Here is a 21643-nt window from a genome sequence, read left to right on the forward strand (position 1 = left end):
GGATGGCTTACATGACCCGGTAGTTCGGGCTTTCGCGGGTGATCTGAACATCGTGGACGTGGCTTTCCTTCAGACCAGCGCCTGTAATTTTCACGAAATTGCAGTTCTTGCGCATCTCTTCGATAGTGGCGCAGCCGGTATACCCCATCGCCGCACGCAAGCCGCCAACCAGCTGGTGGATCACGGCACTGGCCGAGCCTTTGTAGGGCACCTGCCCTTCGATGCCTTCGGGCACCAGTTTGTCATTGGCTGCATCTTTCTGGAAATAGCGGTCGGCTGAACCGCGCGCCATTGCACCCAGGCTGCCCATCCCGCGATAGGATTTGAACGAACGGCCCTGATACAGGATCACCTCGCCCGGGCTTTCGTCGGTGCCCGCAATCATCGACCCGACCATGGCGCAGGACGCCCCGGCCGCGATCGCCTTTGCAAAGTCACCCGAGAACTTGATGCCACCATCCGCGATGACCGGAACGTCGCCCGCTGCCGCCGCACAATCGCTGATCGCGGTCAACTGCGGGACGCCAACCCCCGCCACCATCCGTGTGGTACAGATCGATCCCGGGCCGATGCCCACCTTGATCGCGTCGGCACCAGCATCGATCAGGGCTTTGGTCGCTTCTCCTGTTGCAACGTTCCCGGCAATGATCTGAACCTCGTTCGACAGGGTCTTGACCCGCTTTACAGCGTCCAGCACGCCCTGAGAATGACCATGCGCCGTATCGACGACGATGATGTCGACACCCGAATCCACCAATTGCTCGGATCGTTCGAACCCGGCATCCCCGACTGACGTCGCCGCAGCGACCCGCAGGCGACCCAGGCGGTCCTTGCAGGCGGTTGGGTTCAAAACGGCCTGCTCTGTATCCTTAAGCGTCAGTAGACCGGTCAGCTTGCCGCCACCATCCACGACCAGCAGCTTTTCGATACGGCGCGCCCGCATCAGGCTTTTGGCTTCTTCCAGATCGGCCGGTTCCTGTAGCATCGCCAGGTTTTCCGAAGTCATCATCGCGTGTACCGGCGTATCGTCCGAGTTCGCAAAGCGCATGTCGCGGTTGGTCAGAATACCCACCACGCGGCCCTGCTCGTCGACGACCGGGAAACCGGTGAAGTTGTAGCGCTGTACCAGCGCGTTGGCGTCCGCCAATGTCTGATCCACCCGCAATGTCACCGGGTTATAGACAATACCGGATTCAAACCGCTTGACCCGGCGGACTTCGCGGGCCTGTTCTTCCACCGAAAGGTTCTTGTGTACCACACCGATGCCGCCCGCCTGAGCCATGGCAATGGCCATGCGCGCCTCGGTCACGGTGTCCATGGCCGAACTCAGCAATGGGATGTTCATGGTGATTTCGCGCGTCACACGCGTGGTCGTATCCGCGGTTGCCGGCAGCACGGAAGATGCGCCCGGAACCAGGAGAACGTCGTCAAAGGTAAGTGCCTCACGAATCTGCATCTGAATACCCCATGCAAAAGCCCGTTTGGCGGTGACCCTATTACATGGATTGAACCAAAGGAAAAGCCCTTGGGGGCAACTCTTTGGCTCTGGTTGTCGTTGCAGCGGAAGAAAACGACGCTCGTTGTGCAGATCGTGCCGCAGATGGTCTTTCCCTTTTCGCGCAAACCCATATCTTGCCCGGCATACGCGCGAATATGAAAAGGTATGTCACTGATGACCACCGACCCTCTTGTCGTCTTTACCCCTTCCGGCAAACGCGGGCACTTCCCCGTCGGCACCCCAATTCTGACGGCAGCCCGTCAATTGGGGGTGGATCTGGATTCGGTCTGCGGGGGCCGCGGCATCTGTTCAAAGTGCCAGATCACACCCAGCTATGGTGAATTTCCCAAGCACGGCGTCACGGTGTCAGAGGATGCGTTAAGCGAATGGAACGCCGTCGAACAGCGTTATGAGGACAAACGTGGTCTGAAACCGGGCCGCCGTCTGGGCTGTCAGGCCTCGGTTCAGGGCGACGTGGTGATCGACGTACCGCCGGAAAGCCAGGTGCACCGGCAGGTCGTGCGCAAGGCGGCAGCCGCGCGTGCCATCACGATGGATCCGGCCACGCGCCTTTTCTTCGTTGTGGTGGAAGAACCCGACATGCATTCGCCCACCGGCGATCTGGAACGGCTCGAGCGCGCGTTGCGCGAACAGTGGGACATCGAAGCCGTCACGGCGGACCTGACGCTGATGTCCAAACTTCAACCGGTTCTGCGCAAGGGTAAATGGGAAGTCACCGTGGCGGTCCACAAAGGTCACAAGGACAGCGTGGCGCGTATCGTCGAAATCTGGCCCGGCCTGCATGAAGGCGGGCTGTATGGTCTGGCCATCGACCTCGGATCGACCACCATCGCCGCGCATCTGACCGATCTGGAAACCGGCGAGGTCAAGGCATCCTCCGGCCTCATGAATCCCCAGATCCGGTTCGGCGAAGACCTGATGAGCCGTGTTTCGTATTCCATGATGAACCCCGGCGGCGATCAGGAGATGACCAAGGCAGTGCGCGAGGCAATCAATGACCTGGCCACGTCGATTGCCGAAGAGGCAGGCATCGATGCCTCTCTGATCGTGGAAACTGTGTTCGTCTGCAACCCGGTCATGCATCACTTGCTGCTGGGGCTGGACCCGGTGGAACTGGGTCAGGCCCCGTTTGCGTTGGCAACGTCGGAAAGCATGTCCCTGCCCGCCCGCGACATGGATCTGACAACCATGAACCCACGCGCGCAGGTCTATATCCTGCCCTGTATCGCAGGCCATGTGGGCGCGGACTGCGCGGCGGTGGCCCTGTCTGAAGAACCCGGAAAGTCGCAGGATCTGGTTCTGATCGTCGACGTGGGCACCAACGCCGAAATCCTGCTTGGCAATACCAGCCGCGTGCTCGCCTGCTCCTCGCCCACCGGGCCTGCCTTTGAAGGTGCTCAGATCAGTTCCGGCCAGCGCGCCGCACCCGGGGCGATCGAGAGAATTGAGATCGACCCTGTCACCAAGGAACCCCGGTTCCGCGTCATCGGGTCCGATAAATGGTCCGACGAAGACGGCTTTGATCAGGAGATCGCCACTACTGGGATCACAGGCATCTGCGGATCCGGTATCATCGAAGCAGTGGCCGAGATGCGTATCGCAGGCCTGCTGGACGAAGGCGGCCTGATCGGATCGGCGGAACAGACCGGCACTGCCCGCTGCGTGCCCGAAGGTCGCACACACGCCTATCTGATCCACGATGCCAGCGCCGAAGGCGGCCCCCGCATCACGGTCACGCAGGGTGACATCCGTGCCATCCAGCTTGCGAAATCCGCATTGTACGCAGGTGCACGCCTGCTGATGGACGAAATGAAGGTCGAAAAGGTGGATCGCGTGGTTCTGGCCGGTGCGTTCGGCGCGCATATCTCGACCAAACACGCCATGGTACTGGGAATGATTCCCGATGCGCCGCTGGAAAAAGTCTCGAGCGCGGGCAACGCCGCAGGCACCGGCGCACGTATCGCGCTGTGTAACATCGGATCGCGCGCCGAGATCGAGCGCGTCGTGCGCGAGATCACCAAGATCGAAACCGCCATTGAGCCGAAGTTTCAGGATCATTTCGTGGCCGCCAATGCGATCCCGCACAAGACGGATCCGTTTCCGGAACTGGCCCAGGTTGTCACACTGCCCAACCCAAGCTTCAACACCGGCGGCGAAACCGAAGCAGGCGGCGGGCGGCGTCGCAGGCGCCGCGGTTAAACCGACAATTCAATGCCCCGTGGGAAACCTCGGGTCATTGCCGTCACCCACATCAGGCGTTGCGTCGGACCTCGTCCAGCGACGTGACGCCCAGCTGGGCCATGGCGATGCTGATTTCTTCGCTGAGTACCGACCATAGCTGCGCCAGACCCTTTTCGCCTTCGGCCGCAATTGCAAACTGAAGGATACGGCCGAAAAAGGCAAAGTCCGCCCCGTTCGCAAGTGCCTTGAGGACGTCTTCACCAGAACGCAGCCCGCTGTCGTAGAAAAGCGGAAAATCCGGACCGACGGCCTTGCGTATCTCGGGCAGAACCGTGATTGGCGCGGGCGCACTTTCCAACTGGCGCGCACCATGGCTTGAGACCTGAATGGCGTCCACGCCCGCTGACTTGAGCCTTTGCGCGTCGTCTGCATCCAATACGCCTTTGACCACCAGTTTTCCGGTCCACTGGTCGCGCAGACGGGCCAATGTCTCCCACGTGGCCTTGGCGCGGCTTTCGGTGCGGTCGAAGTCGTAGCCATCCATCCGGAAATTCGCCATTTCCGGCTTGCCTTTCAGCAGGACCGGCAAGGACCACCGGGGGTGCAGGGCAAAATCCATCACCTGCTTTGGCCCCATTTTGAAAGGCATCTTGAACCCATGACGCAACTCGCGCGGGCGTCGGCCAACCTCGGGCACATCCACGGTCAGCACCAGTGTCTCGTACCCCGCTGCCTTGGCGCGATCGACCAGCTTGAACGTGCCGCTGCCATCGCCGCTGAAATACAGCTGGAACCAGGCATGGCCTTCCGCTTCGACGATCAGATCCTCCATCGCGGTCGAGGCCACAGTCGAAACCCCAAGCGGCACCTCGTGGCGTGCCGCGATGCGGGCCAGCATCAAGTCGGCCCCCGGTGCAGACAAATTGCACATACCCATCGGCGCGATACCAAACGGGCGTTTCGCGGGCCGGTCGAACAGCGAACTTGCCAGAGATCTTTCACTGACGTCGCGCAGGATACGCGGGCGCAAAGTCATTGCATCCAAAGCGGACCGATTGCGACCGGCACCCATCTCGGCCCCGGCTGCACCATCAATATAGTCGAACACCATCCACGGAAGACGCCGCCGCGCCAGGCGGCGGGCGTCCTCGGCGCTGTGGATGGCGCTTGCGCCCATCAGGCCTGAACGGCCTTCATGAAGCGGTCGCGGATGACCACCGGATCCATCGTGATCGGCGGCATCTTGGCATTGCCGCTTTCGCATTTGCTGACGATGATGGTCATCTGTTTGGCATCCAGCGCCTCTTGCAGTACGCGCCCGGTGTCTTCGGCGGCACATTCGATCACGCGCTCACACCCGGCGGCCTCGGCCATTTTCGCAAGCGAGGTTTTCTGCCCCGCATAGGTCGGCTGATCGCCGGTCGAGCCGTACGAGCCATTGTCCACGATCAGCAGGATGTAATTGTCCGCCACGTTGTTGGCGATCGTTGGCAGGGTGCCCAGATTGGTCAGGATCGAGCCGTCGCCGTCGATGACGATCACCGGCTTCGGCTGTGACAGCGCCAACCCCAGACCGATCGAGGACGCAAGCCCCATGGTGCCAAGCATGTAGAAGTTGGTTGGCTGGTCGTCGATGGCATGCAGTTCCTGGCTGGGGATGCCGATGTTGCAGACAACCAGTTGATCACGCAGGATCGAGGCGATTTCCTTCAGGATTTCAGAACGGATCATTGGTCGCCATAGCCTCCCCAGAAATTGGCGTCGGTCAGGATGGCGACCGGCTTGTTGCACATGAAGGTATATTTCAGGATCGCGTCGAGCTCTTCGACATCGGCCTGATGGTGGAAGTGGTAGGTGGGGATGTTCAGCTGAGCCAGCAGCGCCTTGGTGTGAACCGCCATTTCAACCTGGCAGGCAATCGGTTCGCGCAGTTCCCCCCGGTACGATATCAGCATCGGCAGCGGCATCCGGTAATACTGGATCAGCGTCGCCAGCGTATTGATCGTCACGCCAATGGCTGTATTCTGCATGATGATCGCGGGCCGCTTGCCGCCCATCCACGCCCCTGCACACAGGCCCATCCCTTCGTCTTCCTTGTTGGACGGGATGTGATAGATGCCTTCGCGCTCGTCGATTTCCGCGATGACACCTGCCAATTGCTTGCACGGGACAGTGGTGACAAACGAGATATCGTTGGCCAGCAGATCGTCGGTGATCTTTTTGTCTATGTTCATGATCCAGCTTTTGGTCCTGTTTGGGGCGCTAGACGCGCGATTGAGGAATTCAGGCCCTTCGGTGCACGTGTACGGCACAGGGGGCATGGCGGACGACGCGCGAAGCGGTCGATCCCAGGAAGTAGTCGCTCAGGTCCGGCTTGTGCGAGCCGATCACGATACAGTCGACATTCTTGCTGCTGGCATAGTCGATGATTGACCGCGCGGTATGGCCTTTGACGATTTCGGCCCTCACCCCTTCAAGCCCTTCGACTTTTTGCAACAGTTGCAAACGGGCCCGTTCGAACCCTTCGGCGACAACCGATTTGTCCAGATAGGCGCTGACCGATCCCTGAGGCATCTCGTAGACATGCAGCGCAATTATTTCTGCGCCCTCTCCTGACAAGGCCCGTGCGATTTCCAGCGTGTGTTGCGATATGCCGTGATCCAAAGCTAACGGGACCAGTATTTTCGTGTACATGAAGGTCTCCAGTTCTGTCAGTTCTATCCCCAGGGTCTCAGGATAATCTTCGGTGCGGCCACGGCGCCAGACCGGATATCGCAAAACGCTTGCGCTCCGTCGGCAAGGGCGCGTTCTTCTATCCAGTCCAGAGCCCCCAGCCGCCCGTCAAAGATCGCCTGAGCCGTCTGACGAAAGTCTTTGGCGGTGTATGTGTAAGTCCCTATGAATGTGATTTCCTGCAAGGTCATCCGGCGAACATCCAGACCACCGGTATCCTCACCCAAACCCACATGCGCGATCACGCCGCCCGGTTCGGCCTTGGCCGAGGCAACCGACCGCGTCGCAGCGTAACCCACGGCATCTATGACCAACGGGTAAGTCCCTTTGGCTGACTCCACCAGCGCAAAGCTTTCGATTTTCGCCAGGTAGTTGCGACGCAGCTGGTTTGGTTCCGCGATGGTCACATCGTCAACGCCCATTGCCCGCAAGACCAATGCCGCCGCAAGGCCGATGGCCCCGCCGCCGATCACCAGTGCGCGACGGTCCATTGCAGGATGCAGAGCCTCGATCCCCAACCGGACCGTATGCCAGCTGACGGCAAGCGGTTCCGCCAGCGCGGCTTTGGCAAACGAAACATCCTCAGGTACTTCAACAAGGTTGCTGGCAGGCATTGTAACGTATTGAGCAAACGCCCCTTCGCGCGGAGGCATCGAGATGATCTGGCGATCCGGGCACAGGTTTTCCCGGCCGGCAAGGCAGGCTGCGCATTGCCCGCAGCTTACCAGCGGATTGATCGTGACACGATCACCGGCACGTATCCCGTCAACAATCACACCGGCCGCCTCGTGCCCCAGGATCAGCGGAGCCGGACGGCGGGCATCATGGCCCAGATAGGCGTGCATGTCCGAGCCGCAGATGCCGACCGCTTCGATCCGGATCAAATGCTCGGACGGACCGGCCTCGGCATCCGGCACATCACCGAACACCATCTGTTCCACTCCTTGGTAAACCAGTGCCTTCATTTGGCTGTGAACCCTCCATCGACCATAAGAACCTGCCCCGTGACATAGCCGGACGCGTTCGAGCACAAAAACAGGATCGGCCCGTCGATATCCTGCACCCGCCCATTGCGCCCTATGCAGGTTTGAGCGGCGTTGCGTTCCGCGCGCTGGGGGTCGTCAAACACGGCCTGGGTCAGCTCGGTCGGAAAGAACCCCGGACCGATTGCGTTGGCGGTAATGCCAAATGGCGACCAGGCTTCGGCCATGGCACGGGTCAATTGCGCGATCCCGGCCTTGGTGGCCCCATAGGCAATGCCGCCCGGAAAGGCCCGCGTCGTTTGCAGCGAGGCGAAATTGACGATGCGCCCCCACCCCTTCCTTTTCATTTCGGGCACCATCGCCTGGCTGAGGAAAAACGGCGCGCTGAGGTTCAGGGCAAGCGTGGCATCCCAGCCATCAGGTGTCACCTCGTCGGCGGGCTCACGCGTGTTGACCCCGGCCGCATGCACCAGAATATCCGGTGCGCCGTACTTGGAATTGATCACCTGCACCAGCCCGCCGATTCCGGCTCGATCCGCGACATCAGCAACAACGGCTTCTGCGTGTTCGCCGATTTCAGCCTGCATCTGCGCCAAAGCGTCGCCGCGCCGCGCCACGCCGACAACACGCGCGCCGGCCGCGGCAAGTGTCCGCGCCACCTGCCGCCCCAGCCCCGAACTGGCGCCGGTGATACAGGCCACCCGGCCCGTCAGGTCAAACAATGTGCGCGGGTCATCCATCAGCGGTCAGATCGAACTGTTCATCCGGGAAATACTTGGCCAGACGCACATCCGCTGCGCGAGCGTGACCTTCCATACCTTCCAGTCGGGAAATCCGTGCGGTAGCTTCTGCGATCGATTTCGATCCTTCACGTGTAGCCCGCTGCCAGGTGACGATCTTCATGTATTTGTGAACACTCAAACCGCCGGTGTAACTGGCCGCACCCGAAGTCGGCAGAACATGGTTCGTTCCGGTTGCCTTGTCCCCGTAGGACACGGTGGTTTCCTCACCCAGGAACAGCGAACCATAGCAGGTCAAGCGATCCAGCCACCAATCCAGATCCTCGGCCTGAACCGTCAGGTGCTCGGGCGCATATTCATCGGAACAGGCGGCCATCTCTTCGCGGTCGGAACAGACAATGACTTCGGCATAGTCGCGCCACGCGGCCGAGGCGTTTTCCCGGTTCAGCTCTGGCAGATCATCGATCAAAACCGGAACCAGCTCCATGACTTTCTGCGCAAGGTCGCGATCATCCGTCACCAGCCAGACGGGCGAATTGTACCCGTGCTCGGCCTGACTGACCAGATCGGTTGCCACCACGTGGGCGTCCGCGGAACTGTCGGCAAGGATCAGGCTGTCGGTCGGACCCGCAATCATGTCGATACCAACCTTGCCGTACAGGATGCGTTTGGCCTCGGCCACGAACTGGTTTCCCGGCCCCACAAGGATATTGGCGCGCGGCAAACCGAACAAACCATAGGTCATGGCGGCCACGCCCTGCACACCGCCCATGGCCAGAATGCTGTCGGCTCCGCAAATATGCGCGGCATAGACAATCGCTGGCGCCACGCCCTCACCCGGACGGGGCGGAGAACAGGCCGTGATATGGCGGCACCCGGCGACCTTGGCCGTTGTCACTGTCATGATCGCGCTGGCGATATGGCTGTAGCGCCCACCGGGAACATAGCATCCTGCTGCATCCACCGGGATCGCCTTTTGCCCCGCAACAAAACCGGGAACGATCTCCATCTGTACGTCCGACACGGTGGCCTTCTGCGTCTCGGCAAAGCGACGGACGTTGTCGTGGGCAAAGCGTATATCGGCCTTCAGTTTTTCCGGCACCTGTACGATGGCCGCATCAATCTCGTCCTGCGTCATCAGGACATTTCCTTCGTACTTGTCGAACTTGAGGGCATATTCCAGTGCTTTGTCGTCGCCACCCGCCTCGATGTCGGCAAGGATGGTCTTGACCGTATCATGCACCTCAGAGGCATGCGATTGAGCGGTGAGAGTCGCCTTTTTCAAATATTCACGAGGCATTTTCAGCAGGTCCTATTGGTAGATTTCAGGAAGCAGGGTGGTCGACACAGCAGGCACGTAGGCAATCAGGATCACCACGATCAGCATGGTCAGTACGAAAGGAACGGCCCGGGCGGCAATCTTCAGAATGGACTCACCGGTAATGCCAGATACGACGAACAGGTTCAGTCCCAGCGGCGGCGTGATAAAGCCCACACCCAACGCGGTGATCATCATGATGCAGAACTGAATCTCGTTCATGCCGATATTGTCGGCCAGCGGTTTCAGGATTGGTGCCAGGATCACGATATTCGGCGTTGTCTCCATCACGCAGCCTGCTGCGATCAGGATGCCGATCATCAGCAAGATCAACAGATAGGGATCATCGGTCAGCGACGTGACCGAGGCCACGAAACCCTGCGGGACACCCATGATCGCAAGTGCTTCGGCCAAAGGTGCCGAGAAGGCGATGATCGGCAGGATGACTCCGTTCACCTTGGCCGAACTGACCAGCATCGATGGAAAATCTGCCAGCGTCAGGGTGCGCAGGATAAAACCCATGATTATAGTGACGACAACGGCCGTTGCGCCGGCTTCAGTCGGGGTCAGGCGACCTGAGAAGATGCCGTAGAAGATGATCCCCGGCACAATGAACGCGTACCAGCCCGATTTCAGCGCCTTGCCCAGATTGGCCAGCCATTCCCCCATGGTCATCATGCCGCCGCCCTCATAGGCATAAAGGCGGTTCATGATGATGTTGGTGATCAGGATCGACACCAGGATGGCCAGACCCGGGATCAAGGCTGCAAGGAACAGGGTCGAGGCGGAAATACCCAGCACGAGGCCGATGATGATATAGGCGATCGAAGGCGGGATCAGGATGCCGGTACAGGCACCAGCCGCAACCAGAGCACAGGCATAGGGGCGCGGATATCCGCTTTCCACCAGCCGGTTGATGGTCATGCGACCCACCGCAGCCGCCCCGGCAGCATCCGACCCTGAAATCGCAGCAAACATGCCGCAGACCAGAACCGTGGCCGACCCGAACCCGCCCTTGGCAAAGCATGTCAGCGCCTCGGCCACGTCCAGGAATTTGCGCGACAGACCGGTCCGCACCAGAACGTCTCCGGTCAGAATGAACAACGGAACAGCGGTCAGGGCAAATGCGTCGATACCTGTGAACAGGCTTTCTCCGACCAGGCTGAGGGGCAGATCACCGGACATGATCAGCATCACGATCGCCGCTGTGCCAATGGCGGCCCAAACGGGCACGGCCAAGGCGATCAGGCCTACGAACAGGATCACCGGCAGGTAAAAATCCCAGCCCAGTTCAACGGTTTGATTGAGGGAATTCCAAAGCATTCGTGTTCTCCTCAGTCAAACAGCTTGTCGCCTTCGAAGACGGGGGTGCCGTCCCGAAGCGATTTCACGTCACGCAGGAAAGATTGGATCAGCCGCCATATCATCAGGGCGAATCCGGCGGGCACCGCCATAAGGAACCAGACTTTCGAGACCCGAAGACCATCCGTGACCGAGCCGAACTTGGCCGAGACATGAACCGCCTCATACGACCAGTAGAGCGCGATGATCGCCACGCCGAACATCACGAGATCGCCGAAAATATACAGCACCGCCTTGGGGCGTGGTCCGATGTAATGCATGATCACATCGATCCGGATATGCGCCCGCTCTTTCACCGCAGCCGCGGCACCGATCCAGGCCAGATAGATGAAGGAATACCGAACGATTTCCTCGCCCCAGATCGACGAATAAGCAAAAATCTCGCGCCGCAGCACTTCGATGGCCATGGTAATCACCAGCATCACGTAGAACACCAGCAGCAACCAGCGCTCTGCGTTTCGGTCTATGTTTTGAAGAATGGTCATCTGATCCTCCGGCGCAGGGACAGCCTGACCCGCGCCTGACGTGGCGGGTTGTTGCCGGGCTGACTGAAAGTAAAGTTCGTGGACGCCTGTCTGGCGCCCACGGCTTGGGCCTTAGGCGTCGTGGACGTAGTATTTGCCCTGAGTACCCGCGGCTTCGACCAGCTTTTCGAAGTTTTCCATCGATCCGGCCAGTTCTGTCTTGAACGGATCCCAATCGGCGTTCTGATACCCGCCGGCATCCTGCCATTCCGCCAGTTGGTCGTCACTGAGCGAGTGGAACTGCACCCCGGCCTTGTTCAGCTCTGCCATGGCATAGGCGCGGGCCGACGGAACCTTGGACAGGTTCTGATGGCTGGTCATTTCCGACCCCCACATGATGCCTTCCTGCACATCAGCCGGCATCGAGTTGAACCATTCCAGGTTGCAGGAATAAACTTGGCTGTCCGGCACCGCCTGTGTGAAGGTCACATGGCTGAGTATGTCCTTGAACCCAAAGACATAGAGCGCGCCAACCGAAGGATCGAGCGCATCCGCAACGCCCTGCTTGATGGCCGAGGGGGTCTCGCCCCAGGCAACGGGCGTCGGGTTGGCGCCGACCATCCGGTAGTATTGTTGCAGCATCTTCGATCCCGGCACGCGGAACTTGATCCCGCTCATATCACCGGGTGTGAGCACGGCATTGCCGCCCTGACGAACCGCAACCACCCGCGGGTCGATGTTCACATAGAACAGAGCCTTGAACCCTGCCGCTTCGACCTTGGGGTGAACCTCACTTTTCCATGTGTCCGAATGGACGAGGTTGGTGAAACGCTGGTTCGAGCCACACAGGTACGGCATGTTGATCAGGTCGACTGTCGACGCGAACGGCGCGAAATTCGACAGCGAATGCTGCGCGGCCTGGATGGTACCGCCCTGCACTTTCTGCACCAGCGCGCCGCCTGCACCAAGCTGACCGCCGGGGGCCAGTTTGACATAGACCTTGCCGTTGGTGGCGTTCTGAATGTTTTCCTTTAGGTCCAGCTGCATGATCGGATAGCTGCGCGACGCGCCAAGCACATAAGCCGTGGCCACCGTCATCACGTGATCTGCGGCCTTTTCACGCTCGCTCTCTTCCTTCGCGGTCTGCGCGGCGGCCTCGGAAGACCACAAAACGCCCCCTGCCCCAGCGACCAATGCGGCTGTGAATGCGCCACTGGCGCTCAGTTTCAGAAAATTGCGGCGCTCGGCCGATGCCAGTTCGGTCTTGTCGGTTTTCATCAATTGCCCTCCCAAGCAAAAGTTCAGCTGCCGTCTTGTGCGTCCCGGTCAGCTTCCTTTTTCAGAATTGCGACAACGAACAGGATCGAAGCCGCGAACAGAACCAACATCTCTCCAACGTCGCCAAGAAACGCGCTGCTCGCAAAAGCACCCAAAGCGACATTTGCGAAATAGATCGCAAAAACGATGACTGATGCAGCGAGATACATTTCCGGGACTCCCTTCAGAATCGGCTCAGATACCTTTGTAAGCGCTTACATCACAAATGCAAGCGCTTACATAAACGCTTTCATCCCTGGAAAAATGCGACTAACTTAGGCGAACCGGAATTGAGAGTTCGAGAATGTCAAAACATCGGTCCGCACCGACGCTGGATGACGTTGCCAAGGCAGCAGGCGTTTCAACTGCCACCGTGTCACGGTGCCTGAACACCCCGCAACAGGTGGTCGAGGCAACGCGGAAACGTGTTCTGTCTGCCGTAGACACCCTTGGCTACACGCCGAACTTTGCAGCCCGAGTGATGGCTGCACGGCGTTCTTTCACGATAGGTGCGATAATTCCGACGATGGAAAATGCAATCTTTGCAAGGGGGTTGCAGGCGTTCCAAGAGGAGATCCACAAACAGGGCTACACCTTGCTGGTCTCCAGCTCGGCCTACCAGCCGGCCGCAGAAGAAGATCAGATCCGAACGCTGGTTGCACGGGGCGTGGACGGGCTGTTGCTGATCGGGCATGACCGGGACGTACAAATCTACGACTATCTCGAAAAGCGAAAAGTGCCGGCCCTTGTAGCGTGGTCTTTCCTGCCAGACGAACCAATACCGTCCGTCGGGTTTGACAACAGACGGGCGATGGAGGCTTTGACAAGCAAGATCATCGAATTGGGCCACACACGCCTGGCAACGATTTCAGGCATCAGCAAAGGCAACGACCGTGCGCGTCTTAGGATCCAGGGGATAAAAGACGCGATGTCCCGACATGGACTGTCGCAGGATGAACTGGCCGTGATCGAAACCTCGTACGAGATTGAAAACGGCGCCGATGCGTTCAAGCGTCTCATGTCGAATGACAACCCGCCGACCGCGGTGTTGTGCGGCAACGACGTTCTGGCCGTCGGTGCGGTACGGCAAGCTCAGCAGATGGGACTTCGGGTGCCCGAAGATGTATCGATCACCGGATTTGATGATATCGAGCTAGCGCGCATTGTCGCCCCTGCGCTGACAACTGTCCATGTTCCTCATCGTGACATGGGACGCAAGGCTGCTCAGGCGCTGATTCAGATGATCGAATCCAACGCACCGGGCAAATCTGTTGAACTGCCGACGCACATAGTTGGCAGAGAGTCCTTGCTTGGCCTCAACAGCTAGAACCGGCTTTGCAAACCCGTTGAGCAGATCCGTGGAAACACGTGCCAGCTAGATCCGTAAAGGCGATGGCTAAGCCACGCAACGTCACCTTTTTGATGAATTAACAAAGCCTTACAGTCCGAATTGGAGCGGGTAGCGGGAATCGAACCCGCGCGTTCAGCTTGGGAAGCTGACAGGCTACCATTACATCATACCCGCCTTGTCAGATGAAATAACACCAGAACATCCAGACGTTCAACCCGGATCGTAACCAACCTTTTTCGGGTTCTTACTCGGTTCGGGCCCGCAGGCTGTCAATCAGGGACTGGTCGACGGCCAAGGTCTTGCCCGCTGCTTCCAAAGTACGGCGATCCAGATGCTGGGGGTTCAGATCAACCCCTTCCGAAAACGCCTCGACAATAGCCTTCATGGCCGTAATCCTGGCATATTTCTTGTTGTTGGACGGGATCACGTGCCAAGGGGCAACTTCCGTAGACGTCCGTGCCAGCATTTCATCCACGGCCACCTCTGCGACATCCCATTTTTCGCGGTTTCTGAAATCTTCATAAGTCAGCTTCCAGCGTTTCATCGGGTTGGTCAGCCGTTCGGTAAATCGGCGCATCTGCTCTTCCTGTGAAATGTGGAAGAACAGTTTCACGATTCGAGTCCCGTCATCGACCAGCATTCGTTCGAAATCATTGATTTCCTGATACGCGGCCCGCCAGCGTGTTTCCGGGGTCAGCTTTTCGATCCGCTCAACCAAAACTCGGCCATACCAGCTGCGGTCGAAAGCGGAAATCGCACCCGAAGGCGGCAGGCGTTCCCAGAAACGCAACAGATAATGCCGGTTGAGATAGTAGTTCCGAGGCGCACCGATCGGCCAAACCTTGAAGCTGCGCGGGTCCAGGGCCTGACTGATCCGGCGAATGGTCCCCCCTTTTCCGGCAGCGTCCCACCCTTCGAAAACCAACACGCCCTTGAGCCCGTGAAACAGATAAGCTTGCTGAATTCTCGCCAATCGTGTCTGCAACTTGATCAGCTGATCGAAGTAAACCTTTTTGTTCAGTTTCCTGGTCAGATCCGCATCCGAGAGTTTTGGGGGGTGATGTTTGCTCATGCTGCCACCTGATCAATGCATCCTGGATCAGGGTATTCTGAAACCTTCTGCAAATTCGACATTGATCAGGGTCAAATGCAAAAGGCCGGGCGCTGAGCCCGGCCTTTGCAGTCTGTGTCGTTCAGATCAGGCGCGGCGCCGACGGCCACCACCGCGACGTCCACCTACGGGTCCTGCGGCACCCGCTTCGTCCGGTGCTTTGTTGAACCGGATCCACTCGCCGCCATGCGGGTCGTTGTTGGTCAGCAGGTTGGCGGCGCGGATGGCCTCCATCTCTTTGCCGGCGCGCGGCTTGGTGGAGCCCAGGCCGAACATCTGCACGAACGCCTCGTCATCCATGCCTTCGGGCAGGATGATGCCCGCCGCGGCAACGGCCTCTTTTTTCTCGGCGATTTTTGCCTGCGTCACCGGCAGAGCCACCGGGTTCATGATGGCCGAGGTCATGCCCGCGCCCATCGCCATCGGCAGGAACGCGTTGTTGATGCCGTGACGGTTCGGCAGACCGAACGAGATGTTGGACGCTCCGCAGGTGGTGTTCACGCCCAGTTCTTCGCGCAGACGACGGACCAGCGCGAATACTTGCTGACCGGCGGTCGCCATCGCACCGATGGGCATGACCAGCGGGTCAACCACGATGTCATGTGCAGGGATGCCGAAATCGGCAGCGCGTTCGACGATCTTCTTGGCGACGTCAAAGCGCACATCGGGGTCTTCCGAAATACCAGTGTCATCGTTCGAGATCGCCACGACCGGTACGTTGTACTTTTTGACCAGCGGCAGAACCAGTTCCAGACGTTCTTCTTCACCGGTGACCGAATTCAGCAGCGGACGACCTTCAGCCGCCTCAAGACCGGCTTCCAGCGCGCCCGGAACCGACGAGTCGATACACAGCGGCACGTCAACCAGACCCTGCACCAGCTCGACGATCTTGCGCATCAGCGGTGGTTCGGTCTCGTTCGGGTTGGGGTTCGAGTTGTAGACAACGCCCGCATTGATATCCAGAACGGTCGCGCCAGCCGCTACCTGAGCAATGGCGTCTTTCTCAACGGTCGAAAAGTCGCCCGCTTCCAGCTCGGCGGCCAGTTTCTTGCGGCCGGTCGGGTTGATCCGCTCACCGATCACGCAGAACGGTTCATCAAAGCCCAGGACGGCTGTTTTTGTTTTTGATTCTACGACTGTTCGGGTCATGTCCGTTCCTTAGGAGTTTACAGGCTTTGCCGAAGCGCCGCCGTTATTGATCGCCCAGTTGGCGTTGGTCTTGATCCCGCCCAGCGGGAAGAAGTGCACGTTCGTGATGTTGAAATCCGGGTTGGCCGCCTTGTGGTTGGCCAGTTCGGTCACGACATCGGTCGGCTCATAGGGCAGCAACAGCTTGGAGACATCCATGGCGCGCTTTTGCAGAACCTTCAGAGACGGCCCAACGCCACACGCGATGGCGAATTTGATCAGGGTTTGCAACTTGGCCGGACCCGCGATTCCGATATGGATCGGCAGATCGATGCCCGCTTCTTTCAGGCTGTCGGCCCAGGCGATGATCGGCTTGGCGTCAAAGGCGAACTGTGTTGCCAGCGCCATTTCGGCATCCGTGGTCTCGTTGAACTTCTGCTTCCAGCGCAACGCGTCATCGACGTTCTTGGTCGAACCGTCCGGGTCGATGTCCTTGTTGCCTTCGGGGTGACCCGCCACGTGCAGGCGCTTGAAGCCCGCCTTGTCAAACAGACCGGTTTCCAGCAGCTGCATCGAGCTGTCGAACTCGCCGTGCGGGTTGGCGACACCGCCCGCCAGCAACAGCGCCTGTTCAACGCCTGCTTCGCCCTGATACATGGCGATCCAGTTCTCCAACGTCGCCGCATCCTTGATGATGCGTGCCGGAAAATGCGGCATGACAGGGTAACCTTCCGCCGCAATTCGCTTGGCCGTCTTGACCATGTCTTCGATGGGCGTGCCCTCGATATGGGCGATATAAACGCGTGTACCCTCGGGCAGCAGCGCGCGGAAATCGTCGACCTTTTCGGCGGTACGCGGCATGACCTCGATCGAATAGCCTTGCAAAAAGGCTTCGACGGTCGGATTTACTGGGCCGCTTTCGACCGCATCACGTTTCTTGAAGTTCAGCAAAGCCATTTCGGCCTCCCATAAAGTCTGGGGCTCATGCCCAACCGTCATTTGCGATCAGCGCTTTGACGCGGTCCTGATCGTATTCCGTTTCCAGACGCACAGCCTCGGCTTCGGCAATCTCGGCAGGATCGCCTTCAATCGCGAAAGGTTCGGCTTTGCGCCATTCGGCCAGATAGGCATCACTGTCCTTGGCGTTCACCTTCATGGCCGCACGGTCGATGGCTTGTTCAAACCGTTCTTCCAACTGCCGCTTTGCGCCCCGACGGCCTTTGCCGACGATGACCTGAGCGGGAATGTCGCGCCAATACACGATGGTGACGTCAGGCATTGCTGTGATTCCTCCTAACCCGATGGGCCGGTTCTAAACTTCAATGTAGGCTTGGGTCGGTCGATTTTCGACACACGACGCTTTCCAAGCGACGTTTTGTGCCCACTGCGGTGTACGTGGCTTTTACCCAGTTTCTGGCAAAACGCGCATATCAAAATTCTCATCGTCTCTATGAAAGCGCTGCATGAAAAAGAAAAACCCCGGACGGTAAAAACCGTCCGAGGCAAGAATTGATGGAGCAAATGGCCTTAGCCGACCAAACCGCCATCTTCGCGCGTAATGGCGATAATGGCCGAGCGCGGCACCGAGTCACCGCCTTCAGGCCAGTGGCTGTTGCCGTCTTCGCCCGGGTGCTGAATACCGACAAACATCGTACGACGGTCCGGTGACCAGCTGAGACCGGTGACCTCGCATTCGTTGGGGCCAACCAGAAAACGACGGATTTCGCCGGTGACAGGGTCGCCTGCCAGCATCTGGTTGTTGCCCTGCCCGGCGAAGTCACCTTCGTTGCCATAATTGCCATCGGTCTGAATCCACAGCAAGCCGTTGCTGTCGAACTTCAATCCGTCGGGTGAGTTGAACATATTGTCGGCGTTCACGTTCTCGGATCCGGCATAGGCGTCTTGGTGGACGGTGGGATTGCCTGCAAGCACGTACAGATCCCAGCCAAAGCCAGCCGCAGCATGATCGCCGCCATCCGGGCGCCAGCGAACGATCTGACCGTAGTGGTTCTTGTCACGCGGGTTCGGGCCGTTGGCCGAGGTATCGTCTCCCCCTGCATTCGGCTTAACGCCACGGTTCTTGTTGTTAGTCAAGCAACAGTAAACCTCGGGCGCGTTTGGATTAGCCGCAACCCACTCGGGACGATCCATGGTGGTTGCTCCAACCGCCGAACCAGCCTGACGGGTGTGGATGCTGATCTCGGCCTGCGAGGCCATGCCAGTGCTTTCCGGCGTCAGATCAAGCCACTCACCGGTTCCATCGTCGTTGAACTTGGCAACCGAAAGTGTGCCTTGTTCCAACAGCGCGTTTGTGTCCACACCAGCGGCATAAACACCTTCCGAGACAAAGCGGTAAAGAAACTCGCCGCGTTCATCATCGCCCATGTAAACGACCACGCGACCGTCATTGTTCACTATGACTTCGGCGTTTTCGTGCTTGAAGCGTCCCAGAGCGGTCAGTTTTCGCGGAGTCGAGGTTGGATCAGTCGGATCGATCTCAACCACAAAACCAGCACGGTTCGGTTCGTTTGGGTTTTTCGAGACGTCGAACCGGTCATCAATCTTGGCCCAACCGTAACCCCAGTCTTTTGACGATACGCCATAACGTTTCAGATCAGCATTGACCTCGTGATTTTCGTCTTCGGCCGAGAAGTAGCCGTTGAAGTTTTCTTCACAAGCCAGATACGTGCCCCACGGTGTCACGCCATTTCCGCAATTGTTCCATGTTCCCTTGCACGTCGTGCCGGACGGATCGGCGGCCGTTTTCATCAAGTCATGACCGGCGGCCGGACCCGTAATGGACATTTCGGTCTGCGGTGTAACGCGGCGGTTATAGGGGCTGTCCTTAACGATGCCCCACTTGCCATCGGTGTTCGCGATTTCCACGATCGTGACACCATGCGCCATCATGCCCTTTGCGATGTCGTCATCGGATGCTGGCTTGGCGTCCGGATTGTTGCCCCACAGGATGTCACGATTGGTATATTCGTTGTTTACAACCAGCAGAACGTGACCGTCATGCAAGAAAATGTCCTGACCATCGGTATTGTCACCAAAGGCGCGTTCCTGGCTGGCAGCTGTGCCCCGGGTCGCGTGATCAAACTCAGGCGCGTCCGACCAAAGCGGATCGCCCCAGCGCACCATGACCTCGGCCTTGTAACCAGCGGGAACAATGACCTCGTCCGCGGTCGACACTGGAATCGCCTCAAACGCGAAACGGTTCGAAACCGCGTGAGCCCCTGAAGGAATCAGCGAACCACCAACAGCTGTGAAACTACCCATCGCCAAAACGCCGCCCAGAAAACCGCGACGGGACAATGCGCGTTCGACAACGCGATCAAATTCACATTCTTCTGGGCGCGGATTTACAACTTCATCGAATTCGTCGAAGGAAAGGATGCGCTCATCTTTCATTGCGGTCTCCGTATCTGGCTGAGAGCTAATAGATAAACCCGAACGTGGGTTCGCCCATGGAGATCGCATCATTTTGTGAACGGCATGTGACACGCGCGTTAGTTTCAAAATTGAAATCACTTGCACGTCAGCAATCCCCCGCCTAGGGTCGGGGTAACTCGAAAATCGGAGGGCGTAAAGATGGCGCCCAAGCGTCCCAAGGGTGCGGGCGCGTTCCCGAAAGCGGTCGAAAGCCCCGCGCCGGCAAGACCCGATCCGGATGCTCTTTATGCGGCACTGGATCTGGGGACAAATAGTTGCCGCATGTTGATAGCCCAGCCCAAGGGAAGTGGGTTCCATGTGGTCGACAGTTTCTCCAAATCCGTGCAGTTGGGCGCGGGTCTGGAACGCACCGGACGACTGTCGCGGGCGTCGATGTCGCGTACCGTTCAGGCATTGCGAATCTGTCAGCAAAAGCTGAAACGCAACAAGGTCAAACGGATGCGTCTGATCGCGACCGAGGCGTGCCGCCGCGCCAAGAACTCGCGCGAATTCATCCGACAGGTGAAGCGCGAAACCGGCCTGACGCTCGAGATCATACAGCCCGAGGAAGAAGCCCGTCTGGCGGTGATTTCCTGTGCCCCACTGGTTTCGACCAAGACCGAGCAGTTGCTGGTCGTCGATATCGGAGGCGGCTCGACCGAATTGGTCTGGATCGACATCTCGTCCGTTCCACGCCGCGACCGGCCTGCGGCCATCATGCGGCTGCATCACGGGTTTCACACTGTCGACAGCCCTTTTCCCGCGGCCAAGGTCGTTGACTGGATCAGTGTGCCGCTGGGCGTCGCCACACTGCGGGACCAGTTTAATGATGTCGAGGATGACGCGGCCCGATTTGCGTTGATGAGTTGGTTTTTCGAGGAAAACCTTGCCGACTTTGCCCCCTACAAGGACGAACAGGCGCGCGAAGGGTTTCAGATCGTCGGCACCAGTGGCACGGTCACTACTGTCGCGGCATCGCATCTGGGCCTCAAGCGCTATGACCGGACCAAAGTGGACGGGCTGCGCATGACCAGCGATCAGATTGACAAAGTCATACGCGGGTATTTAGAACTCGGCCCTCATGGGCGGCGCCGGGACCCTCGCATTGGTGAAGACCGGCAAGCCCTGATCATGTCCGGCTCGGCCATATTGCAGGCATTGCTCCGTTGCTGGCCCACTGACCGCCTTTCGGTGGCGGACCGGGGGCTGCGCGAAGGTCTGCTTTACGCACAGATGAGCGCGGACGGTGTATTGGAAGACGGACCGTTCTAATGGCGAAGACACCAAGTGGAAAAAACAACTCGGGCCGCGGGCAGCGCGACCTGAAGGTCAAGGTCAAGACGGCGCGCGGGCGCAAGCTCAGCTCGACGCGCTGGCTCGAGCGGCAACTGAACGATCCCTATGTCAAGCGTGCGCAGTCCGAAGGCTATCGGGGGCGCGCAGCTTACAAGATTTTGGAACTGGACGACAAATTCCGCTTTCTCGTGCCTGGGGCGCGGGTTGTGGATCTGGGCTGTGCGCCCGGCGGTTGGTGTCAGGTTGCGGTCAAACGCGTGAACGCGCTGGGCGAAAAGTCAGGCAAACGGATCGGAACCGTGCTGGGCATCGACCTGCAAGAGGTCGAACCAATCGCCGGGGCCGAAATCCACGTTCTGGATTTCATGGAGGATGACGCCGACCAGAAGGTCAAAGACTGGCTGGGCGGCAAGGCAGACGTCGTGATGTCGGATATGGCGGCGGCATCTTCGGGGCACAAGCAGACCGATCACCTGCGCATCATGGCGCTGTGCGAAACTGCCGCCTATTTCGCCTTTGACGTTCTGGAAGAAGGCGGCACTTTTGTTGCCAAGGTTCTGGCTGGGGGGGCTGAGGGCGATCTGCAAAAGCTGCTCAAGCAGAAATTCCAGAAAGTCGCCCATGTCAAACCGCCGGCGTCTCGCTCGGACAGTTCGGAAAAATTCGTTGTGGCAACCGGGTTTCGAGGCGGCTCTTAATCATCTA

Annotated in this window: 21 protein-coding genes and 1 tRNA gene; 4 read left to right on the top strand and 18 right to left on the bottom strand. The window is 59.0% G+C overall.

Annotated features, from left to right (window positions below; all coding sequences use genetic code 11):
* Positions 1–7: 7 nt before the first annotated feature.
* Positions 8–1456, bottom strand: a complete 1449-nt coding sequence (gene guaB, locus ACR0I0_RS03620) for an IMP dehydrogenase (protein WP_171632362.1) — start codon at positions 1454–1456, stop codon at positions 8–10.
* 216 nt (positions 1457–1672) lie between these two features.
* Between guaB and ACR0I0_RS03625 the strand changes: the two genes are divergently transcribed.
* Entirely contained in the window at positions 1673–3718 is a 2046-nt protein-coding gene (locus tag ACR0I0_RS03625; RefSeq protein ID WP_480490753.1) for an ASKHA domain-containing protein, read from the top strand.
* A gap of 52 nt (positions 3719–3770) precedes the next feature.
* On the opposite strand, the gene ACR0I0_RS03630 is transcribed toward ACR0I0_RS03625, so the two are convergent.
* From ACR0I0_RS03630 to ACR0I0_RS03680, 11 genes are all read right to left on the bottom strand, one after another.
* Complete coding sequence (locus tag ACR0I0_RS03630; RefSeq protein WP_171723245.1) at positions 3771–4877, bottom strand: alpha-hydroxy acid oxidase; 1107 nt, start codon at positions 4875–4877, stop codon at positions 3771–3773.
* Positions 4877–5431 carry a sulfopyruvate decarboxylase subunit beta gene (comE, locus tag ACR0I0_RS03635; RefSeq protein WP_480490217.1) on the bottom strand — a complete coding sequence of 185 codons (555 nt, stop codon included), beginning with the start codon at positions 5429–5431 and terminating at the stop codon, positions 4877–4879. Before comE ends, ACR0I0_RS03630 begins: the two co-directional genes overlap by 1 nt.
* Positions 5428–5934: a sulfopyruvate decarboxylase subunit alpha gene (gene comD / locus ACR0I0_RS03640; RefSeq protein ID WP_171632355.1), complete on the bottom strand. Its 507-nt coding sequence runs from the start codon at positions 5932–5934 to the stop codon at positions 5428–5430. Before comD ends, comE begins: the two co-directional genes overlap by 4 nt.
* 49 nt (positions 5935–5983) lie before the next feature.
* A complete protein-coding gene (locus tag ACR0I0_RS03645) occupies positions 5984–6394 on the bottom strand; it encodes a universal stress protein (protein WP_171632352.1) in 411 nt (136 codons plus the stop codon).
* 23 nt (positions 6395–6417) lie between these two features.
* The gene (locus tag ACR0I0_RS03650) at positions 6418–7398 is read right to left on the bottom strand and encodes a zinc-dependent alcohol dehydrogenase (RefSeq protein ID WP_209833072.1); all 981 of its coding nucleotides are present in this window, start codon (positions 7396–7398) and stop codon (positions 6418–6420) included.
* Complete coding sequence (locus ACR0I0_RS03655) at positions 7395–8156, bottom strand: SDR family NAD(P)-dependent oxidoreductase (protein WP_480490218.1); 762 nt, start codon at positions 8154–8156, stop codon at positions 7395–7397. The genes ACR0I0_RS03650 and ACR0I0_RS03655 overlap by 4 nt, the downstream gene beginning before the upstream one ends.
* Positions 8149–9456, bottom strand: coding sequence for a histidinol dehydrogenase (hisD, locus tag ACR0I0_RS03660; protein ID WP_171632344.1), 1308 nt, complete (start codon positions 9454–9456; stop codon positions 8149–8151). The genes ACR0I0_RS03655 and hisD overlap by 8 nt, the downstream gene beginning before the upstream one ends.
* Before the next feature lie 12 nt (positions 9457–9468).
* Positions 9469–10797, bottom strand: a complete 1329-nt coding sequence (locus tag ACR0I0_RS03665) for a TRAP transporter large permease (protein ID WP_152458037.1) — start codon at positions 10795–10797, stop codon at positions 9469–9471.
* A gap of 11 nt (positions 10798–10808) precedes the next feature.
* The gene (locus ACR0I0_RS03670) at positions 10809–11321 is read right to left on the bottom strand and encodes a TRAP transporter small permease (RefSeq protein ID WP_171115839.1); all 513 of its coding nucleotides are present in this window, start codon (positions 11319–11321) and stop codon (positions 10809–10811) included.
* 111 nt (positions 11322–11432) lie between these two features.
* Positions 11433–12578, bottom strand: coding sequence for a TRAP transporter substrate-binding protein (locus ACR0I0_RS03675; RefSeq protein WP_171632341.1), 1146 nt, complete (start codon positions 12576–12578; stop codon positions 11433–11435).
* A 23-nt stretch (positions 12579–12601) separates the two neighbouring features.
* Positions 12602–12787, bottom strand: coding sequence for a hypothetical protein (locus tag ACR0I0_RS03680; protein WP_171115836.1), 186 nt, complete (start codon positions 12785–12787; stop codon positions 12602–12604).
* A gap of 134 nt (positions 12788–12921) precedes the next feature.
* Here ACR0I0_RS03680 and ACR0I0_RS03685 point away from each other — a divergent pair, with 134 nt between their 5' ends.
* Positions 12922–13944 carry a LacI family DNA-binding transcriptional regulator gene (locus ACR0I0_RS03685; protein WP_171632337.1) on the top strand — a complete coding sequence of 341 codons (1023 nt, stop codon included), beginning with the start codon at positions 12922–12924 and terminating at the stop codon, positions 13942–13944.
* 124 nt (positions 13945–14068) lie between these two features.
* On the opposite strand, the gene ACR0I0_RS03690 is transcribed toward ACR0I0_RS03685, so the two are convergent.
* From ACR0I0_RS03690 to ACR0I0_RS03715, 6 genes are all read right to left on the bottom strand, one after another.
* A tRNA-Gly gene (locus tag ACR0I0_RS03690) sits at positions 14069–14142 on the bottom strand.
* A 70-nt stretch (positions 14143–14212) separates the two neighbouring features.
* Positions 14213–15040, bottom strand: coding sequence for a polyphosphate kinase 2 family protein (locus ACR0I0_RS03695; protein ID WP_171632335.1), 828 nt, complete (start codon positions 15038–15040; stop codon positions 14213–14215).
* Positions 15041–15166: 126 nt separating this feature from the next.
* Positions 15167–16228, bottom strand: a complete 1062-nt coding sequence (locus ACR0I0_RS03700) for a methyltetrahydrofolate cobalamin methyltransferase (protein WP_171632332.1) — start codon at positions 16226–16228, stop codon at positions 15167–15169.
* 9 nt (positions 16229–16237) lie between these two features.
* Positions 16238–17164 (bottom strand): methylenetetrahydrofolate reductase, encoded by a 927-nt coding sequence (locus ACR0I0_RS03705; protein ID WP_171328330.1) that lies wholly within the window; start codon positions 17162–17164, stop codon positions 16238–16240.
* Positions 17165–17189: 25 nt separating this feature from the next.
* On the bottom strand, positions 17190–17486 hold the full coding sequence (locus tag ACR0I0_RS03710) for a virulence factor (protein ID WP_171632330.1): 297 nt from the start codon (positions 17484–17486) through the stop codon (positions 17190–17192).
* Positions 17487–17734: 248 nt separating this feature from the next.
* On the bottom strand, positions 17735–19621 hold the full coding sequence (locus ACR0I0_RS03715; RefSeq protein ID WP_210092382.1) for a PhoX family protein: 1887 nt from the start codon (positions 19619–19621) through the stop codon (positions 17735–17737).
* 180 nt (positions 19622–19801) lie between these two features.
* Between ACR0I0_RS03715 and ACR0I0_RS03720 the strand changes: the two genes are divergently transcribed.
* Entirely contained in the window at positions 19802–20914 is a 1113-nt protein-coding gene (locus ACR0I0_RS03720) for a Ppx/GppA phosphatase family protein (RefSeq protein ID WP_171115826.1), read from the top strand.
* Complete coding sequence (locus ACR0I0_RS03725) at positions 20914–21636, top strand: RlmE family RNA methyltransferase (RefSeq protein WP_171632325.1); 723 nt, start codon at positions 20914–20916, stop codon at positions 21634–21636. Before ACR0I0_RS03720 ends, ACR0I0_RS03725 begins: the two co-directional genes overlap by 1 nt.
* Positions 21637–21643: the final 7 nt, after the last annotated feature.

The sequence above is a fragment of the Ruegeria sp. AG6 genome (assembly GCF_056541565.1).

Coding starts and splice junctions, on each gene's coding strand:
- ACR0I0_RS03630 (WP_171723245.1), bottom strand. CDS start 4,877: ATGGGCGCAAGCGCCATCCACAGCGCCGAGGACGCCCGCCGCCTGGCG.
- comE (WP_480490217.1), bottom strand. CDS start 5,431: ATGATCCGTTCTGAAATCCTGAAGGAAATCGCCTCGATCCTGCGTGAT.
- ACR0I0_RS03670 (WP_171115839.1), bottom strand. CDS start 11,321: ATGACCATTCTTCAAAACATAGACCGAAACGCAGAGCGCTGGTTGCTG.
- ACR0I0_RS03665 (WP_152458037.1), bottom strand. CDS start 10,797: ATGCTTTGGAATTCCCTCAATCAAACCGTTGAACTGGGCTGGGATTTT.
- ACR0I0_RS03705 (WP_171328330.1), bottom strand. CDS start 17,164: ATGGCTTTGCTGAACTTCAAGAAACGTGATGCGGTCGAAAGCGGCCCA.
- ACR0I0_RS03655 (WP_480490218.1), bottom strand. CDS start 8,156: ATGGATGACCCGCGCACATTGTTTGACCTGACGGGCCGGGTGGCCTGT.
- ACR0I0_RS03675 (WP_171632341.1), bottom strand. CDS start 12,578: ATGAAAACCGACAAGACCGAACTGGCATCGGCCGAGCGCCGCAATTTT.
- ACR0I0_RS03650 (WP_209833072.1), bottom strand. CDS start 7,398: ATGAAGGCACTGGTTTACCAAGGAGTGGAACAGATGGTGTTCGGTGAT.
- ACR0I0_RS03715 (WP_210092382.1), bottom strand. CDS start 19,621: ATGAAAGATGAGCGCATCCTTTCCTTCGACGAATTCGATGAAGTTGTA.
- ACR0I0_RS03710 (WP_171632330.1), bottom strand. CDS start 17,486: ATGCCTGACGTCACCATCGTGTATTGGCGCGACATTCCCGCTCAGGTC.
- ACR0I0_RS03645 (WP_171632352.1), bottom strand. CDS start 6,394: ATGTACACGAAAATACTGGTCCCGTTAGCTTTGGATCACGGCATATCG.
- hisD (WP_171632344.1), bottom strand. CDS start 9,456: ATGCCTCGTGAATATTTGAAAAAGGCGACTCTCACCGCTCAATCGCAT.
- guaB (WP_171632362.1), bottom strand. CDS start 1,456: ATGCAGATTCGTGAGGCACTTACCTTTGACGACGTTCTCCTGGTTCCG.
- ACR0I0_RS03725 (WP_171632325.1), top strand. CDS start 20,914: ATGGCGAAGACACCAAGTGGAAAAAACAACTCGGGCCGCGGGCAGCGC.
- ACR0I0_RS03685 (WP_171632337.1), top strand. CDS start 12,922: ATGTCAAAACATCGGTCCGCACCGACGCTGGATGACGTTGCCAAGGCA.
- ACR0I0_RS03700 (WP_171632332.1), bottom strand. CDS start 16,228: ATGACCCGAACAGTCGTAGAATCAAAAACAAAAACAGCCGTCCTGGGC.
- ACR0I0_RS03625 (WP_480490753.1), top strand. CDS start 1,673: ATGACCACCGACCCTCTTGTCGTCTTTACCCCTTCCGGCAAACGCGGG.
- ACR0I0_RS03720 (WP_171115826.1), top strand. CDS start 19,802: ATGGCGCCCAAGCGTCCCAAGGGTGCGGGCGCGTTCCCGAAAGCGGTC.
- comD (WP_171632355.1), bottom strand. CDS start 5,934: ATGAACATAGACAAAAAGATCACCGACGATCTGCTGGCCAACGATATC.
- ACR0I0_RS03695 (WP_171632335.1), bottom strand. CDS start 15,040: ATGAGCAAACATCACCCCCCAAAACTCTCGGATGCGGATCTGACCAGG.
- ACR0I0_RS03680 (WP_171115836.1), bottom strand. CDS start 12,787: ATGTATCTCGCTGCATCAGTCATCGTTTTTGCGATCTATTTCGCAAAT.